The organism is Lentzea sp. NPDC092896, assembly GCF_044754905.1.
In the GTDB taxonomy this organism is placed as follows: Bacteria; Actinomycetota; Actinomycetes; order Mycobacteriales; family Pseudonocardiaceae; genus Lentzea.
Genome location: NZ_JBIVPX010000001.1, coordinates 1,770,693 through 1,787,876 on the forward strand (window position 1 = coordinate 1,770,693; position 17,184 = coordinate 1,787,876).

Sequence of the window (17,184 nt, forward strand, 5' to 3'; positions counted from 1 at the left end):
TCGCCGTGAGAGGTGGGCTTGGTGACGACGAACTCGCGCCGCAACGGTCTGGCCCCGGTCACCCAGGCGCGATTGGCGCTGTGGGCTTTCGTCGTCGTGAACCTGGCGATCGTCGAGTTCCTCTTCCTGACCGCGGGTGCGGGCAAGAACGAGGTTCTCACCGTCGCGAAGTTCTTCGGCCTGCACGCCGCGCTGATCATGATGTTCCAGTTGCTGCTGGTGGCGCGGCTGCCGTGGCTGGACCGGCGCATCGGCATGGACCGCCTGACGGTGTGGCACCGGTGGACCGGTTTCACGCTGTTGTGGACGGTCCTCACGCACGCCACGATCGTCGTGTTGGGCTACGCGACCCTGGACGACGCGTCGATGGGGAAGACGTTCCTCGCGCTGGCGGGTGTTCCCGCCTCGCTGCTCGGCATGCTCGCGGCGACCACCATCGTGGTGATCGGGGTCGTCTCGACGCGCGCGATCCGGCGGCGACTGCAGTACGAGACCTGGCACGGCCTGCACCTGCTGCTGTACTTGGCGCTCGGGCTCGCGTTCGTGCACCAGCTGCTGGAGACCACGACGTTCAAGTCGTCGGTGTTCGCGACGGTCTACTGGTGGGCGCTGTGGCTGTTCGCCTTCGGTTCGCTGGTCGCGGGCCGGATCGTGACGCCGCTGATCCTCAACTCCCGCCACCAGTTCCGGGTCGCGGCCGTCGTGCCGGAGTCGCCCGACGCGGTGTCGGTGTACGTGACCGGACAGGGTCTCGACCGGCTGGCCGCCAAGTCCGGCCAGTTCTGCATCTGGCGGTTCCCCGGACACCGCCACTGGTGGCTCGCGAACCCGTTCTCGCTGTCGGCCGAGCCCGACGGCCGCACGCTGCGGCTGACCGCCAAGGCCGTCGGCAAGGGCAGCGCGGGCCTGCGCACCCTGCAGGTCGGGACACGCGTGTTCGTCGAAGGCCCGTACGGGGCGTTCACCTCGCTGCACCGAACCCGGCCGGGCGTGCTGCTGATCGCGGGCGGTGTCGGTGTCACACCCATCCGAGCGCTGCTGCAGGAGCACGTCCCCGGCGACTTCGTCGTGCTCTACCGGGTGCGTGACGAGCGCGAGGCCGTGCTGCTGAACGAGTTGCGCCAACTGGTCGCGGCCCGCCGCGGCCGGCTGCACCTGCTCACCGGCAGGACCGGCCAGGGAGCCCGGCCGTTCGAACCGGGCGCCTTGCGACAGCTGGTACCCGACGTCGTGGTTCGCGACGTGTACGTCTGCGGCCCGCCGGCGATGACCGCGGCTGTGCTGAGCGGACTCCGGGCGCTCAACGTGCCTCGCGGCCAGGTGCACGCCGAGAAGTTCGGCCTGGCCTGATGCTCTTTGTACGCAAACTGACGTAGGCGAGATCAGAGCGTGAGCGGATGATGCGGCCCCTCGTGGTGACGAGCATGGATCTCGACACCACGAGAGAGGGAGAGCAATGGCTACCACCCGCAAGCTCAGTGGCCGCGCCCGCAAGGCCGTGCTGCTCGTGCACGTCCTGTCGGCGGCGGCGTGGCTCGGCATCGACCTCGCGCTGGGGATCCTCGTCGTGATCGCACTGTCCACTAAGGACGCCGGCACCGCAGGCGTCGCGATCCAGGCGGTGGACCTCTTCGCGATCTGGCCGATGTTCGGTGCCAGCGTCGTCTGCATGATCTCCGGCGTCGTGCTCGGCGTCGGCAGCAAGTACGGCCTCGTCAGGTACTGGTGGGTCGCGATCAAGCTGGTGCTGAACGTGGGCATGTCCCTGCTGATCGCGTTCGCCCTGCGCCCCGGCGTAGCGGAAGCCGCCCGGATCGGCCGGCGCATGCTGGCGGGCGACCCGTCCGCCGTGATCCCTTCTGGACTCATCCACCCGGTGGTAGTCGCGCCCACCCTGCTGCTGTTCGCCTACGTCCTGTCCGTGTTCAAGCCGTGGGGCCGGATCCGCAAGTCAGCCCAGCCAGTCAAGGGCCAGCGCCGCGACCTCGTCGGTGCTGTCTAACTGCAGGAAGTGCCCGCCGCCCGCCACGATCTCGACCCGGGAACCGGGCGCGAGACCCGTGGCGGCATCGGCGTAGTTGTCCGGCGTGATGCACCCGTCCCGGGCGCCGGCCAGCACCAGCATCGGGACCTCCGCGGGCTTCTCGGCTCGCTTGGCCAGATCGGCGAGCTCGGGATCGTGCAACGACCGGTCGAAGTTGGCCCGGTACAGCTTCAGCGCGTTGGCCCGGATCGCCGGATCCGCGTACATGTCGCTGACGTAGTCCGGCACTTCCAGGCCCGGTGACCAGGTGCGCCACAGGTAGTCGATCAACGTGTCGTTCAGCAGCGCCTCACCGACCCCAGGCACCTGGAACAGAAACAGGTAGAAGAACCGTTGCTGCTGCGCGGGTTCGTCGAAGATCCGCCCCAGCGTCGCCGGCGGCGGCACCGACATGGTGATCACCCGCCGAACCAGGTCGGGCCTGACGGCCGCGAGCCGCCCGGCCACCCCCGCCCCGATGTCGTGCCCGATCACGTCGACCGCCCCACCCAGCGCCGAGTTCACCGCGGCGGCGTCCGCGGCCAGCGTCAGTCCGTCGCTGAACGTCAGTTGGTCCGCCGTCGACGGGTGATGCCCGCGCAGGAACGGCGTGACCACCCGGCGCCCGGCGGCCACCAGTCGTTCGGCGAGGGGGCCGAACGACGCCGGATGGTCGGGAAACCCGTGCCAGCACACGACGACCGGCCCGTCGCCCGCGGCCAGCGCCGGAACGTCGCCCCGCTCAGTCTGGATGACGATCTCGTCGAACCGCATCAGAAGTCCCTCCACATCAGAAGTCGAACTGCGTTAGAGGCCCGCTCGCCTCGGAAGCCCGCTCGCTTCGGGCCCCGCTCGCGTCGGAAGCCCGCTCGCTTCGGGGCCCGCTCGCCTCGGAAGTCCGGCGCTTTTCGAAGCTGGCCGCGTCGAATGCCCGCTCGTCTTCGACGCCACCCGCGCAGGAAGCCCGCTCGTCTTTGGGCCCCTCCTGCGTCGGAAGCCCGCTCGTCTTTGGGCCTCTCCTGCGTCGGAAGCCCGCTCGTCTTTGGGCCTCTCCTGCGTCGGAAGCCCGCTCGTCTTTGGGCCTCTCCTGCGTCGGAAGCCCGCTCGCTCCTTGATGCCTGCCTGCGTTGAAGATCCGCTCGTTTGGGTCCCACCCGCGTCGGAAGCCCGCGCTTTTGAAGCCCGGTTTGCGTCGGAAGCCCGCGTTCTTGAAGCCTGGTCTGCGTCGAAGGTCCGCTCGTTTGGGGGCCGCCCGCGCGGGAAGCCCACTCGCCTTGGAACTCACCGGCGTCAGAAGTCCACCCTCATCACGAACCGCCGCTTCGTCGGGTGCGTCACCTGCGCGAACCCGGCCTCCTCGAACACCTGCCGCGCACCGACGTGCAACTCGCCCCACGTGACGTTCTGCCCAGGCGCGGCGATCATCGGATACGCCTCGACGGCCCGGGCCCCGTGCTTGCGCGCGTGCTCCACGGTCGCCGCCGCCAGCTCGTAGGTGAGCCCCTGCTTCCGAAACCCCTTGCGCACCACGAAACACGTCACGGCCCACACGCCGTCGTCGTCCTTGTCCTCGGCGCGGTCCTTCCACGGGATGGGCATGTCGAGCAGCTTCGCGTAGTCACACCGCGGCTCGACCGCCACCCACCCGGCGGGCTGTTCGTCCACATAGGCCACGAGGCCGCTGCCGCGCGCGGACTGCTCCTCGTGCGCGGCGACGCGTTCGTCGAGCGTCGAGTCGCGCCACATCCAGCCCTTCACCTTGTACCGCTGGCAGTGGCACTTGCCGGGCTCGGAGCTGTCGAAGATCGCCTCGACGTCCTCCCACGGCACCTCGTCCGACGGCACGATCCGGATCATGTCAGCCAGACTAGAACGATCGGGGCGGTCGTGACGGGCACTGTCCCGACTTGGCCGATTCGGTAGCCCGACCCGACCGATGACGAGGCCTGACCCGACCGGTGACGAAGCCTGACCTGACCGATGACGAGGTCCCATCCCGGCGGTGTGGTCCGACCCGACTCCTCGCCCCCCGCGCTTCCTCCTATGCGGAACGAACAGATCGCGATTCCGGTTCCCGCTCTGTCCACAGGCTACCGTGAACAGTGAAGACGCAGGTCAGCGAACTGCAAGCCTGTGGACAACTTGAGATCTTGAGCCACTCGGCAGGGGCGTGGTCGCACAAGATTCGATCTGTGTCGGTGCTGCTGCAGATGCCGCGACAAGCACGGTGACCGCGACAAACACGGTGACCGCGACAACCACGGCGCGATACCCCGGACGTGTCCGGCGCCGTTCTGAGCCACGCCTGCAGGCAGGGACCACGCCTGCAGACAGGGACCACGCCCGCAGGCAGGGACCACGCCTGCAGACAGGGACCACGCCTGCAGAAGGGGCAACGCCTGCAGAAGGGTCAACGTCCCTAGAGCTCCTGGGTCAGGTTGACCGGGTTTCCGTCCGGATCGAACACGTGCGCCACCCGTTGCCCCCAGGGCATGTCGTTCGCCGGACCCTGCACGCGGCCGCCCGCGGCCTCGACCAACGGCAGCAACGCGTCGACGTCGGCCACTCCGATGCTCAGCGCGATGCGCGGCGGCGCGGACAGGTCAGCAGGCTCGGCGACGAGCCCGAGTTCCGCGTCGCCGATCTTCAGCGTTCGGTAGAACACCGGACCGTCCGGCGGGTACGAGTACACCTCGCGTGCTCCGAGGACCTGCTCGTAGAACGCCTGCATCCGGTCGAGGCCCGGCGTCACGATGATGGGCTGGATGGCCATGAAATCCTCCTAGTCGTCCACAGGGATACGGGACGACTGCCCGGAACTCATCGGAGGTGCACCGAACAAAGGCAGCAACTCCTCCACGTTCAAGAACGTGGTGCTGCCGATCACCTGCCCACCCCGCACGTCCAGGAACACCAGCCCGAACGGCCGCGAAATCCCCGGCCGCATCTGCCAGTACGCGGGCGACCCGTTGGCCCGCACCGGCACCAGCCACGCGCCGGCACAGGCGGCCGCAGGATCGTTCAAAGCCACCGAGATCGGCCCGCGCCCCCGCAGCCACCAGCTGAACGGCGGCATCGACATCGTCGCGTCCTCGTGCAACAAAGCCACAAGCGTCTTCACGTCATGCCGTTCGAACGCCTCGCAGTAGCGGCTCAGCAGCGACTTCTGCGCGGGATCGGAGGGCAGGAACGGCTCGCCGGCGTCCGCGACCGGCAACGTCGCGCGTGCCCGTTGCAACGCGCTGTTCGCCGCCGCCACCGAGATGTCCAGCAGCGCGGCGACCTCGGACGCCTGCCACGCCAGCACATCGCGCAGGATCAGCACGGCTCGCTGGCGCGCGGGCAGGTGTTGCAACGCCGCCACGAACGCCAGCCGCACGGTCTCGCGGCGGATCGCCTGGTCCTCCGGCAGCACCAGCGCGTCGGGAACGGGCTGCACGAAGACGTTCTCCAGCAGGGGAGCCCCGAGATCGCCGCCGGCCGGTCCCAGGTCGACGGCCAGGGCGCGGCGTTGGGCGCTGCGCTGCATGTCGATGCAGATGTTCGTGGCGATCCGGTAGAGCCACGTCCGCAGCGACGCGCGCGCGGAGTCGTAGCTGTCGAACGCCTTCCACGCGCGCACGAGTGTTTCCTGCGCGGCGTCCTCGGCCTCGAAGCCCGAGCCGAGCATGCGGTAGCAGTAGCCGGTCAGCTCGACGCGGAACGGCTCCAGCGTCTCGATCACGCACCGGACCCTACGCGGATCCGCGCCAGTTCGTCCGGCACCGGGCCGGGGTGCACGATCCCGAGCCGCCGGGTGGCCCGCGTCATGGCGACGTAGAGATCGTTGTGCCCCAACGGTGCGGCGAGGATCGCGGCCGGGTCGACGACCAGCACGGAGTCGAACTCCAGTCCCTTGGCCTGCACCGGCGTCAGCAGAACGACCGGATCGGTGATCGCGGGTGGCGTGGCGAAACGCAGCGCCTGGCCGAGCACGGCGACGTGGGCTGGAGGGGTGATGATCGCGCACTGGCCGCCCGCCAACGCGGCCGCGAGACCCGCGACGACCCGCGGAAGTTCGGCGAGCGCGACGCCTCGGCGCCAGGGCGGTTCACCGGTGGCGCGCACGGAACGGGGAGGGAGCAGGCCGGGGTGGTGCGCGGCGAACAGGTCGGCGGTGGCGTCCATGATCTCCGCCGGGGTCCGGTAGTTGACCGTGAGCTGGGCGAGCCGCCAGCGATCGTCCACGTGCGGCCGCAGCACGCGATCCCACGACGACGCACCGGCCGGGTCGCTGGTCTGCGCGAGATCGCCGACGATCGTCATCGACCTGCTGGGACACCGCCTCATCACCATCCGCCAGGCCATCTCGGACAGTTCCTGCGCTTCGTCGACGACGACGTGCCCGAACGTCGCCCGGCCGTTCTCCCCGATCAGCGCGGCGGCCTCGTCCAGCAGCGGGACGTCCGCCGCACTCCAGCGACCGGCCCCGCCGACCAGCCCGGTCACCACGTCCCGCGCGGTCAGCGGCGGCCACAGCCCGTCCAGCACGCGGGCCACCCCGGCGTCCGCCGACAACGCGCCGCACAGCCGGGTGGCGTCGACCTCGTCGAGCAGGTGCCGTGGACCGTCCGGGTCCTCGTCCTGGCCGAGCACCACCCCGGCGGCGGCCAGCGCGCGCAGTTCGGCCGCGCTGAGCCGGCCGTCGGCATCGCCGCCGTCGATGGCCTCGCCGGTGTCGGTGAACACCACGTTCTCCATCTCGTCGATCAGGCGGCGCGCGAGCAGGTCGACGACCTGCCGCTGGAACACCAGCCTGGCCTGGTTGTGCGGCAACCCGCTGCGGAAGGCCACGTCCAGGGCGTCCTGGTGGCCTGCCGGATCCAGCCGCACCACCTGCTGCTCGAACTCCACCTCGACCGGTTCGCCGGGAGCGCGCACCGAAGCCCGCACCGCGGCGGCGATCCGGCCCGCCATGCCGGCGCGGCCCTTGCGTTCGGCGACGTCGGGCGAGTCCGTGCGGCCGACCTGGATCTCCGGGCGCAGCAGGCCGATGGTCGCCGTCACCACGGCGTGCTCGCCCAGGCCGGGCAGCACCTGCCCGATGTAGTCCAGGAAGACCTCGCTGGGCCCGACGACCAGCACGCCCCGAGTGCGCAGGTGCGGACGCGTGTACATCAGGAACGCCAGCCGGAGCAGCGCGACCGCCGTCTTGCCCGTCCCCGGACCGCCCTGCACCACCAGCACCCCGCCGTGCCCGTCGCGGACGATCCGGTCCTGCTCCGCCTGCAGCGTGGTCACGACGTCGCGCATCCGCCCGGTCCGCTCCGCCGTCAGCACCGCCAGCAACGCGGCCTCGCCGACCAGGCCGGGCTGCCCGGCGGTGTCGGCGTCGAGCAGGTCGTCGTCCAGCGCCAGGACGGTCCGGCCACGCGTCGTGATGCGCCGCCGCCGTCGCACGTCCTGCGAGTCGGCCATGGTCGCGGTGTAGAACGGCTGGGCCGCCGGTGCGCGCCAGTCGAGCAGCAGCGGCTCGTCGTTCTCGAACATCCCGAGCCTGCCGATGTAGACGCGGCGCCCGTCCCGCAGATCCAGCCGCCCGAAGCACAGTCCGTCCTCCGCGGCCTCCAGGCGGGCCAGTTCCCTCCGCCAGACCCCCGCCTCGCCGGTCGACCGCCGGGCCTGCTCGCGCAGGGCGTCCAGCCTGGCGTACAGCGCGGTCACGTACTCCTGCTCGGCGACGAGCTCGTCCTCGTTGCTGGTCGGCACCCCAGAACTCCCAGCTGTTCGGTGATCGGTGACGACGAGGGTGCACGGCGGATTCGCGCAGGAACAGTCTTGTTTTCACCGGACCGCTCAGCCGACACCGATGAGTTCCCGGCGGCCGGTACGTACGACAGGCATGACTGAAGACATCCGCGCCGCGGTGGCGGCGGAACGACGAGACCAGGCCGAACTTCTGAGCGGCCTCACCGAGGACCAGTGGAACGCGCCGAGCCTGTGCGAAGGCTGGACCGTGAAGCACGTCGTCGCGCACACGACACTGCCGTTCCGCTCCTCGGGCACGCGAGTGGTCCTGGAAATCCTGAAGTCGGCCGGCCGCTTCAACCACGCCTCCGACCGCATGGCCCGCAAGGACGCTCAGCTCCCCACCGCAGACCTGCTCGGCGCGCTGAAGAACAACATCGACCACCCGTGGACGCCGCCCGGCGGTGGTCCGGCAGGCGCGCTCTCGCACGACGTCATCCACGGCCTCGACATCACCACCGCGCTGGGCATCGACCGCAAAGTCCCGCACGAACGGCTGAAAATCGTCCTGGACGGCATGAAGCCCGGCAACGTCAAGTACTTCGGCGCGGACCTCGACGGCAAACGCCTGGAGGCCACCGACCTGGACTGGACGTTCGGCGGGGGAGAACCCGTCCGAGCGCTGGCCCAGGACCTGTTGCTGCTGGTCTGCGGACGGACGCTGCCGCCGGGAAGACTCAGCTGACCGCGTCGCGCACGCGGGCCGTCGCCTCGGTCGTGGCCACGAGGAACCGAAGTACGACCTGACGCTCCGCGACACTCATCCCGCCCCACACCGCCGCGTACTCGCGGGCCAGCGGCTGGAAGAACGTCGCCGCCAGCGCCGTCGCCCGGTCGAGCACCTGGAGTTCGACCCGGCGGCGGTCGTCCGGGTCGCGCTCGCGCGTCACGTGACCGGCCTTCTCCAGCCGGTCCAGCACGGACGTCGTGGCCGACGCGCTCAGGTTCAGGGCCTTCGCCAGCGTGCCGGGTGTCATGGGACCCGTCATGATGAGGTTCAGCGCTGTCATGTCTGTCGGGTGCAGGGCGTGCGCGGCGCTGAAGATCTCCAGGAATCGGTTCGACTCCATCACCAAAGCGCGCAGCATCATGCTCAGGTCGTAGTCACTTGCGTCGCTCACGGTCACAGCTTACTGTTTCGGCCATCGAAACGTTCGACGATCGAAGGAATGCGTGATGCGAGTCCTCGCCGGGGTACTGCTCGTCGTCTGGTTGGCCCTGGGCGGCTTCACCGGGCCGTACGCGGGCAAGCTGTCGGAGGTCGCGGAGAACGACAGCAGTGCGTTCCTCCCGAACTCCGCCGAGTCCACCCAGGTCGCCGAGCTGCAGAAGAAGTTCCAGCGCGAGACCGCGATCCCGGCGATCGTCGTGATCGAACGGTCCGGCGGACTGACCGAAGAGGACCGGAAGTACCTCGCCGACCAGGCCAAGGGATTCCAGGCGTCGCCGGTCATCCCCGCGCCGAACGACAAGGACGCCGCCCAGCTCGTCGTGCTGCTCGACCCGGGCAACGACGTCAAGGACTCGGTCTTCCAGCTCCGCGACGGCACGCGTGGCGCTCCGCAGGGGCTGACGGTGCTGGTCACGGGCCCGGCGGCGCAGGTGGCGGACCTCGTCGAGGCGTTCGGCGGGATCGACGGGCTGCTGCTGATCGTCGCGGGCGCCGTGGTCGCGTTGATCCTGCTGGTGGTCTACCGAAGTCCACTGCTGCCGCTCGTCGTGCTCGTGTCGGCGGTGTTCGCGCTCGGCCTGGCCAGTTTCGTCGTGTACCTGCTCGCGAAGAACGACGTGCTGGCGTTGAACGGGCAAAGCCAGGGCATCCTCTCGATCCTGGTCTTCGGCGCCGCGACGGACTACGCGTTGCTGCTCGTGTCCAGGTTCCGCGAGCAACTGCGCGACACGCAGGACAAGTACGAGTCCATCCGCCTGGCCTGGCGCGGCACGATCGAACCCATCGCGGCCTCGGCCGGCACGGTGATCCTCGGCGTGCTGTGCCTGCTGTTCAGCGACCTCGACTCGAACAAGGGCCTCGGGCCGGTCGCGGCCATCGGCATCGGCGCCGCGCTGCTGACCACGATGACGTTCCTGCCGGCGACGCTGGCACTGCTCGGACGGGGCGCCTTCTGGCCGTTCGCACCGAAGTTCGGCTCGAAGCACCCCGAGACCAGCGGGCTCTGGGGCCGCGTCGCGAACATGGTGCGCCGCAAGCCTCGCGCGATCTGGATCGTCACGTCGCTGGTGCTCCTCGCGGGTGCCGCGTTCCTGCCGCAGCTCAAGGCCTCCGGCACCGCGCAGTCCGACGTGTTCCTGACGCCGGTCGAGTCCGTTGCGGGACAGGAGGTGCTGTCGCGGCACTTCCCCGGCGGCACCGGCTCACCGACCGTGATCATCACCGCCGAGAGCCAGACCGCCGAGGTCGTGACGAAGTCCAAGGTGGACGGTGTCGCGGACGTCCGGCCGTCCGGAACGGCCGACGGGCTCGTGCGGATCGAGGCCACGCTGAAGGACGCGCCGGACTCCGACGCCGCGGTCGAGACCGTGCAACGGCTTCGAGCGGCCGTGGACGGCATCGACGGCACCAAGGTGGGCGGGCCGACGGCGACGTTGCTCGACACCAGGACCACGTCCGAGCACGACCGGGCGCTGATCATCCCGATCGTGCTGCTCGTGATCTTCCTGATCCTGGCCCTGCTGCTGCGGTCACTGCTGGCACCGTTGCTGCTGATCGCGACCGTCGTGCTGTCGTTCGCGGCCACGATGGGCGTGTCGGCGCTGGTGTTCAACCACGTCTTCGACTTCCCGGGCGCCGATCCCGTGGTGCCGCTGTTCGGGTTCGTGTTCCTCGTGGCGTTGGGCATCGACTACAACATCTTCCTGATGACCCGCGTCCGTGAAGAGACTCAACAACTCGGGACGGTCGAGGGCACGCTCAGAGGACTCAGCCTGACCGGTGGCGTGATCACGTCGGCGGGCGTGGTGCTGGCGGCCACGTTCGCGGCGCTCGCCGTGCTGCCGATCCTGTTCCTGACGCAGATCGCGTTCATCGTGGCGTTCGGCGTGCTGCTGGACACGTTGCTGGTGCGGTCGTTGCTCGTGCCGGCGCTGTCGGTGGACATCGGCGGGCGAATCTGGTGGCCGTCGAAGCTGCGGTGAGTCAGGATTCCGGGCATGACCTTCACGGCACGTCAGCTCAACCGCGCCACGCTCGACCGGCAGATGTTGCTGCGGCGCGAACCGGTCGACCTGCTGACGGCCGTGGGCCGGGTCGTGGCGATCCAGGCGCAGGAACCCGCGTCGCCCTACATCGCGCTGTGGAACCGGATCGAGGGTTTCGACCCCGCTGATCTGGACGAGGCGTTCACGAGCGGGGTGGTCCGCAAGGCATCGCTGATGCGGATCACCCTGCACGCCGTCACGGCCGCGGACCACGAGGTGTTCCACCACGCGATGCTGCCCGCGTTGAGGGCGTCACGGCTGTACGACAAGCGGTTCAAGTCCATGAACGTCACGATCGAGCAGGCCGACGCACTGCTGGAACACCTGCTGGAGTTCGCGGCCACACCCCGGCAGAAGGCGGAGATCGAGGAACTGCTGCACTCGCACGTCGGCGACGTCGGTGAGCCCGGCGTCTGGTGGGCGCTGCGGACCTACGGCGGTCTCGTGCACGCGCCGACGGGCGGGCCGTGGTCGTTCGGGCTGCGGCCGTCCTATCAGGCCGTGGCGGCCGAGCCCCGCGAACGGATGGCGGCCGTCGCCGAGATGCTGCGCCGCTACCTCACCGGCTTCGGGCCCGCGACCGTCCTCGACATGAACCAGTTCAGCATGCTGCCGCGCACCACGATCCGGGAAGCGCTGGCGTTGCTGGACCTCGTTCAGCACGGCGATCACTACGACATTCCCAATCGGACAATCCCGGACGAAGACACCCCGGCTCCGCCACGGCTGATGGCCATGTGGGACAGCACGTTGCTCGCCTACGCCGACCGCAGCCGGATCATTCCGAATGAATATCGCAAACTCGTCATCCGCAACAACGGTGACACACTGCCGACACTTCTCGTCGACGGCCACGTGGCCGGGGTGTGGCGTCCCACCGAGGACGGAGGCGTTGAAGCGACCGCGTTCCACGCCCTGGACGAGGAACAATGGGCCGGACTGGCGGACGAGGCCGCAGCACTGCGCAAGCTCCTCGGTGATCGGGAACCCCAGGTCTACAAACGTTACGCACGGTGGTGGAGCGGCCTTCCGGCCCACGACGTTCGTACTGTGTGAATACGTCAAGATCCACAAAGGACCGTTCGTGAGTCACTATTCCTCCACCCTGCATGGAGGAAAGTTCAATGTCTCTCACGAGAAAGCGCGTGCTGCCGGCGTTCGCCGCCGCACTGCTCGCGGCCGGCGCGATCACCCTGCTCGGCGGTTCCCCCGCCGCGACCGCCGTCGGCTCTGCCGAGTGCCTCGACACGCACGCTGACGAGCACTCGGCCGCGCGCGGCCGGCCCGGCAGCACCGGCCACGACCGCAACGAGATCTCCGACGACCAGGCCGCCCGGATGAACGCGGACCTGCGCGCGAAGATCGCCAAGAACAACTCGCTCGGCGAGTTCAGCGCGCTGGCGGGCGGCACGATCAACGTGGTCTTCCACGTCGTGACCACCACCGCGGGCAAGGGCGCGATCACCGACGCCACCCTGACCAAGCAGCTCAAGGTCCTCAACGACGGCTTCGCGGGCGTGGAGTCGAGCGCCGCGGCGAAGACGGGCTTCAAGTTCGTGTTGCAGCAGACCAAGCGCTACACGAACAACACGTGGTTCAACGGGGGCGCCGACAACGCGAGCACCGAGCGCCAGATGAAGACCCAGACCCGCGTCGGCACGGCCGCGACGCTCAACGTCTGGTTCGCGGACATCGACGGCTTCGGCTTCGCGACGTTCCCGAGCGAGTACAGGAGCGACCCGAAGCTGGACGGCGTCGTGGTCGACTACGCCACCGTCCCCGGCGGTTCCGAGGTCAACTTCAACCTCGGCAAGACCGTGACGCACGAGGTCGGCCACTGGATGGGGCTCTGGCACACCTTCCAGGGCGGTTGCCGGACGCCCGGCGACGAGGTCGCGGACACCCCGGCGCAGGCCAGCTCCACCTCGGGCTGCCCGACCGGCCGTGACTCCTGCACGGCGACGGGCCTCGACCCGATCCACAACTACATGGACTACTCCTTCGACGACTGCTACAACCAGTTCACCCCTGGTCAGAACACCCGCATGCAGAGTGCCTGGACGGCCTACCGCGCCGGCAAGTGATCTGCCGGGAGGGCCTGCGCCGACAGCAGAAGGAAGCGCAGGCCCTCCCGTGACGCGTCATCCGCCGCCGTGTAGGCGACGAGCAGCTGGTCCGGGTGGGTGTCCACAGTGAACTGCTGCACGTCGAGGGTCAGCGTGCCCGCCACCGGGTGGTGGTAGGTCTTCACGAGCTGACGCGGCCCGCGCACCTGATGCGTCGCCCACCACGTGCGGAAGTCGAGGTCCTTCACGCTCAGCTCGCCGACGAGTGCCGCGAGAGCGCGATCGTGCGGGGTGCGACCCGCCTCCATCCGCAGCACCGCAACGCATTCCTGCGCCGAGCGTTCCCAGTCGCCGTACAGGGCGCGGAACGCCGGGTCGAGGAACGTCAGGCGGATCAGGTTGCGTTCCGGCGCCTCAAGAGCGCCGAAATCCGTCAGCAGCGCGGACGCCGCGGTGTTCCAGGCGAGCACGTCCATGCGGCGGTGCAGGACCATCGCCGGGATGTCCGGCATGCCGTCCAGCAACTGCTGCAACCGTCCGGCGACCTCGGGAGCGGCGGGCTGTCTGGCCGGGGTGACGTCCGCGAGCGTGAACAGGTAGTCGCGTTCGTCCGGGGCCAGCTGGAGCGCGTCGGCCAGTGCGTCGAGGACGGTGCGGGACACCCGGTTGGTGCGGCCCTGTTCCAGCCGGACGACGTAGTCGACGCTCACGTGCGCGAGCTGGGCCAGTTCCTCGCGGCGCAGCCCCGGGACGCGGCGGGTCCTGCCGTCGTCGGGGAATCCCGCGCGCTGCGGGTCGGCCGCGGCGCGACGGGTGCGGAGGAACTCGCCCAGGTCGGTCATGCCTCCAGTGTCCGTGTTTTTCGGGACGTGTGCCTGGTACTGGTGTGCATAGGCTGGGTCGTCCCTGGTTGCGCCTGCCTCGCGGGACGAACGTGGTGGACATGGACAACGTGACCTTCCCCAGCAACGGACTCGAGATCGCCGGCCACCTGTACCGGCCGGAAGGCGCTCCGCGTGGAGCGATCGTCGTCGGGCATCCCGGCACCGGCGTCAAGGAGCAGACGGCGGGACTGTACGCACGGCAGCTCGCCGAACAGGGCTTTCTCGCGCTGGCGTTCGACGCCGCCTACCAGGGCGAGAGCGCGGGAGAACCGCGCGGCCTGGAGGACCCGTTCCAACGGGTCGAGGACATCCGCGCGGCCGCGGCGTTCCTGAGCGAGCAGGACGAACGGGTCGGCGTGCTCGGCATCTGCGCGTCCGGCGGGTACGGGGTGGCGGCCGCCGGGACCGACCACCGGATCAGGGCGATCGCCACCGTCAGCCTGGCCGACATCGCCCGCCAGTTCCGGTTCGGCGCCGACGGCACCCAGGATCCCGTTGTGCTGCAGGGCATGCTGGACCAGGTGCGGGACGGCGGCTTCACGCTGTTCCCGGAGACCGGTGAGCAGGCCCGCGCCGGCGGCCCGCACTCGTACGAGGGCTGGGAGTACTACCGCACGCCGCGCGGCGAGCACCCGCGCTCGGCGAAGACGGTGACGTGGAGCAGCGTCGGCCGGATCGCCGCGTTCGACGCGTTCCGCGCGGTCGACCTGATCGCGCCGCGGCCGTTGCTGCTGGTGGCCGGGCGCGAGGCGGTCACTTCCTGGATGAGCGTCGAGGCGTACCAGAAAGCGGGCGGCCCCAAGGAGTTCCACTGGGTCGACGGAGCCACGCACGTCGACCTGTACGACAGGTACGTGCCCCAGGTCGTCGAGCGGGTGACCGAGTTCTTCGCGAAGAACCTCTAGATCCGGGCGGCGACCGCTTGAGCGCGGTCCAGCTCGCGCTGGTAGCGGCCGGGGTTGTGCGCGGCGAGTTCCTCGTACATCGCCAGGGATTCGGTGATCGCCGCCTCGGCCTCCGCGCGTTCGGCGCGCAGGACGCGGATCAGCGCGTGGTCGGAGAGGGCGTCGGCCAGCAGGTAGCTGTACTCGTACGGGTCGTCGGCATGCCGATTCCGGTAGTGAGCGACCGACCGGAGGGACGCCTCCAGCGCGGCGTCGTGCTCGCCCGCGTGCGCCGCGGCCAGAGCAAAGTTGTTGCGCGCCAATGCTTTGCCGTCCTCCGTCTGGTGCAGCTCGATGCTCTTCGCTGCGGCCTCCGCGGCACCGGGGTAGTCCTGGCGCGAGATCAGCAGACTGGCCCGGTTCGCCCACGCCCGTGCGAGTTCCTTGCGGCCCAGCTCGCGTTCCTCGTGCTTGGTGGCGAGGGCGATGGCCTCGTCGCTGGCCGCGAGCGACTCGTCGAGCCTGCCGACGTCGTGCAACCGGCTGCCGAGACTGACGAGCGCGAGGGCGACCCGCAGCTCCATCTTCATGATCGTCGCCCGGCCCTCCGCTTTGGCGAGAAGCTCGCGAAAGCGGTCAGTCGATTCCTGGGCCGCCTCCACCGCCTGCTGGTCGAGTCCGAGGTCGCGCAGGCGGTTGCCGTGGTTGTGCAGGGCGCCGGCGACGGTGTCCCAGTTGCCCTCGGTCTCCGCTTCCTGCCGGAGGACGGCCACCGCCTCGACCGCGGACATGCGAGCCTCCTCGAACCGGCCCAGGCGCAGCTGGAGGAGACCGAGCTCCTCGAGCGCGATGTGACAGTTCAGGGCCGCGTGCTGACGCCAGAACGCGGCCGCGTCGGCGAGGGAGTCGGACGCCTCCTCGTACCGGCCGATCGCCGTGAGGCGGCGCGCGTACTCGCTGTGGGCGTGCGCGAGCCGGTAGCCGGGCGGCGACCCGTGCTTGATCGGCTCGTGCTGCTCGCGCAGTTCGGCGACCGCCTCGCGGGCGTTGTCGGCGGCCTCGGCGTGCCTGCCCGTCTTGCCGAGCAGGTTGGTGATCCAGTACCTGGCCACGTTGGCGATCTCGGTGCTGTACTCGCCCGGCACGGCCAGCTGCCGCGCGAGCGGTAGCTCTTCCCGCACGACCGCCAGCGCTTCCTCGTGCCGCTCCTGCCGCATGAGGTTGTCGCGCATCAACGTCAGGACGCGTCGCAGCTTCTCGGCGTCACCGGCCTTCCGGCGGAACTCCAGCACCTCTTCGTGCGTCCGCAACGCGAAGTCGTCCCAGCCCGCCTCTTCGAACCACTCCGCCAGTTCCACCAGGGCTTCCGTCAACGCGTCCGGACTCGGCCAGTCCGCGGAGGGTTCGGCCCGCAGTTCCTCGACGACCGGCCAGACGTAGCCCAGCATCTTCAAGGGGTCCGGATGGCCGCCTCTGGCAGGGCGGTGCCTCGTCTCGCCGCGGCTCACTGGGTTGATCACGCGCGAGTGGATATCACGTCCCGGTGGTCGATCAGCAGCCTTGCCCGAGCCGCCGGATCGCACTGCGCCAAGTACAGGCGCTGCCCCTCGACGTAACGGCGGTTGCGGGGGTCGTCCGGATCGGGCGGGCTGCCGTCGCGCACGGCCATCCGCGCCACCGAGACCGCGAAGCCGACGTCCAGGAACACCGAGAAGTCCCAGTGCCCCACGAGCTCGTCGCGGTGCAGGAAGATGCCGTCCACCAGCAGCAGCGCGGACGGCGACGCGACCTCGGCCGGCGCGTCCACGTACTCGTCGGTCTCCAGGTCGTGGCTCGCCCGCCGGAACGGCCGCCCGGCCGCGAACGGCGTGAGCAGGAGCCCGGTGAAGCGCTCGTAGTCGTAGCTGTCCAGGAAGAAGCCCTCCGGCGACGCCCGCCCGCGCCGCCAGCGAATCGCGCGCGGGTGGTGGAAGTCGTCCACGGAGGCGCGCACCACTTCGCGGCCCCTGGAACGCAGCACCTGAGCCAGGTCGTCGCAGAACGTCGTCTTGCCCGCGCCGTCGACGCCGTCGACCCCGACCAGCCCCCGGGACGGCAGCAGGTCGGCGACCTCGTCGAGCATCTCCGCACGCGTCATGGCACCGACGTTCTCACACATCGTGACCGCCACAGGCCCTATCGGATGAGACCCAGGTCTCCCCGGCCTCAAGAACGCGTAAAAGCCGGGCCCCACCCCGTAAGGACGCTGTCAGGCACCCCCTGATCAGGCATTTCGTGATGCACGCTTCCGTGCGTCATCAAGAATCCTTGTCGTTGAAGGGAGC

At 69.7% G+C, this 17,184-nt stretch carries 16 protein-coding genes; 7 read left to right on the forward strand and 9 right to left on the reverse strand.

Annotation, left to right across the window (positions count from 1 at the left end; translation table 11 throughout):
- The first annotated feature begins 21 nt into the window (after nucleotides 1-21).
- Together ACIQF0_RS07930 and ACIQF0_RS07935 are read left to right on the forward strand one after the other, a co-directional pair.
- Complete coding sequence (locus tag ACIQF0_RS07930) at nucleotides 22-1,350, forward strand: ferric reductase-like transmembrane domain-containing protein (protein ID WP_401025884.1); 1,329 nt, start codon at nucleotides 22-24, stop codon at nucleotides 1,348-1,350.
- A 106-nt stretch (nucleotides 1,351-1,456) separates the two neighbouring features.
- The gene (locus ACIQF0_RS07935) at nucleotides 1,457-2,002 is read left to right on the forward strand and encodes a hypothetical protein (RefSeq protein WP_401025887.1); all 546 of its coding nucleotides are present in this window, start codon (nucleotides 1,457-1,459) and stop codon (nucleotides 2,000-2,002) included.
- Here ACIQF0_RS07935 and ACIQF0_RS07940 read toward each other — a convergent pair.
- From ACIQF0_RS07940 to ACIQF0_RS07960, 5 genes are all read right to left on the reverse strand, one after another.
- A complete protein-coding gene (locus ACIQF0_RS07940; protein ID WP_401025889.1) occupies nucleotides 1,952-2,797 on the reverse strand; it encodes an alpha/beta fold hydrolase in 846 nt (281 codons plus the stop codon). The genes ACIQF0_RS07935 and ACIQF0_RS07940 overlap by 51 nt on opposite strands.
- 516 nt (nucleotides 2,798-3,313) lie before the next feature.
- Nucleotides 3,314-3,880, reverse strand: coding sequence for a GNAT family N-acetyltransferase (locus ACIQF0_RS07945; RefSeq protein WP_401025892.1), 567 nt, complete (start codon nucleotides 3,878-3,880; stop codon nucleotides 3,314-3,316).
- Nucleotides 3,881-4,442: 562 nt separating this feature from the next.
- Complete coding sequence (locus ACIQF0_RS07950) at nucleotides 4,443-4,796, reverse strand: VOC family protein (RefSeq protein ID WP_401025894.1); 354 nt, start codon at nucleotides 4,794-4,796, stop codon at nucleotides 4,443-4,445.
- Nucleotides 4,797-4,805: 9 nt separating this feature from the next.
- Nucleotides 4,806-5,747 (reverse strand): RNA polymerase subunit sigma-70, encoded by a 942-nt coding sequence (locus ACIQF0_RS07955; RefSeq protein ID WP_401025897.1) that lies wholly within the window; start codon nucleotides 5,745-5,747, stop codon nucleotides 4,806-4,808.
- Entirely contained in the window at nucleotides 5,744-7,771 is a 2,028-nt protein-coding gene (locus ACIQF0_RS07960; RefSeq protein WP_401025900.1) for a HelD family protein, read from the reverse strand. Before ACIQF0_RS07960 ends, ACIQF0_RS07955 begins: the two co-directional genes overlap by 4 nt.
- A 133-nt stretch (nucleotides 7,772-7,904) precedes the next feature.
- On the opposite strand from ACIQF0_RS07960, the gene ACIQF0_RS07965 reads away from it, so the two are divergent.
- Nucleotides 7,905-8,495 carry a maleylpyruvate isomerase family mycothiol-dependent enzyme gene (locus ACIQF0_RS07965; protein ID WP_401025902.1) on the forward strand — a complete coding sequence of 197 codons (591 nt, stop codon included), beginning with the start codon at nucleotides 7,905-7,907 and terminating at the stop codon, nucleotides 8,493-8,495.
- Here the strand turns inward: ACIQF0_RS07965 and ACIQF0_RS07970 are convergent.
- Nucleotides 8,488-8,931, reverse strand: coding sequence for a MarR family winged helix-turn-helix transcriptional regulator (locus tag ACIQF0_RS07970; RefSeq protein WP_401025904.1), 444 nt, complete (start codon nucleotides 8,929-8,931; stop codon nucleotides 8,488-8,490). The genes ACIQF0_RS07965 and ACIQF0_RS07970 overlap by 8 nt on opposite strands.
- A gap of 55 nt (nucleotides 8,932-8,986) precedes the next feature.
- On the opposite strand from ACIQF0_RS07970, the gene ACIQF0_RS07975 reads away from it, so the two are divergent.
- The 3 genes from ACIQF0_RS07975 to ACIQF0_RS07985 all read left to right on the forward strand — a co-directional run bounded on the left by ACIQF0_RS07975 (nucleotide 8,987) and on the right by ACIQF0_RS07985 (nucleotide 13,110).
- Nucleotides 8,987-10,963 (forward strand): MMPL family transporter, encoded by a 1,977-nt coding sequence (locus ACIQF0_RS07975; RefSeq protein WP_401025907.1) that lies wholly within the window; start codon nucleotides 8,987-8,989, stop codon nucleotides 10,961-10,963.
- 15 nt (nucleotides 10,964-10,978) lie between these two features.
- Nucleotides 10,979-12,082 (forward strand): winged helix DNA-binding domain-containing protein, encoded by a 1,104-nt coding sequence (locus tag ACIQF0_RS07980; protein WP_401025910.1) that lies wholly within the window; start codon nucleotides 10,979-10,981, stop codon nucleotides 12,080-12,082.
- Between the two features lie 68 nt (nucleotides 12,083-12,150).
- A complete protein-coding gene (locus ACIQF0_RS07985) occupies nucleotides 12,151-13,110 on the forward strand; it encodes a zinc metalloprotease (protein WP_401025912.1) in 960 nt (319 codons plus the stop codon).
- Here ACIQF0_RS07985 and ACIQF0_RS07990 read toward each other — a convergent pair.
- Nucleotides 13,092-13,934, reverse strand: coding sequence for a helix-turn-helix transcriptional regulator (locus tag ACIQF0_RS07990; protein ID WP_401025914.1), 843 nt, complete (start codon nucleotides 13,932-13,934; stop codon nucleotides 13,092-13,094). The genes ACIQF0_RS07985 and ACIQF0_RS07990 overlap by 19 nt on opposite strands.
- Before the next feature lie 101 nt (nucleotides 13,935-14,035).
- Here ACIQF0_RS07990 and ACIQF0_RS07995 point away from each other — a divergent pair, with 101 nt between their 5' ends.
- Nucleotides 14,036-14,881, forward strand: a complete 846-nt coding sequence (locus tag ACIQF0_RS07995; RefSeq protein ID WP_401025917.1) for an alpha/beta hydrolase — start codon at nucleotides 14,036-14,038, stop codon at nucleotides 14,879-14,881.
- Here ACIQF0_RS07995 and ACIQF0_RS08000 read toward each other — a convergent pair.
- Both ACIQF0_RS08000 and ACIQF0_RS08005 read right to left on the reverse strand, forming a co-directional pair.
- Nucleotides 14,878-16,380: a hypothetical protein gene (locus tag ACIQF0_RS08000; protein ID WP_401025920.1), complete on the reverse strand. Its 1,503-nt coding sequence runs from the start codon at nucleotides 16,378-16,380 to the stop codon at nucleotides 14,878-14,880. The genes ACIQF0_RS07995 and ACIQF0_RS08000 overlap by 4 nt on opposite strands.
- Nucleotides 16,377-16,997: a uridine kinase gene (locus ACIQF0_RS08005; protein WP_401025923.1), complete on the reverse strand. Its 621-nt coding sequence runs from the start codon at nucleotides 16,995-16,997 to the stop codon at nucleotides 16,377-16,379. The genes ACIQF0_RS08000 and ACIQF0_RS08005 overlap by 4 nt, the downstream gene beginning before the upstream one ends.
- Nucleotides 16,998-17,184 lie beyond the last annotated feature (187 nt).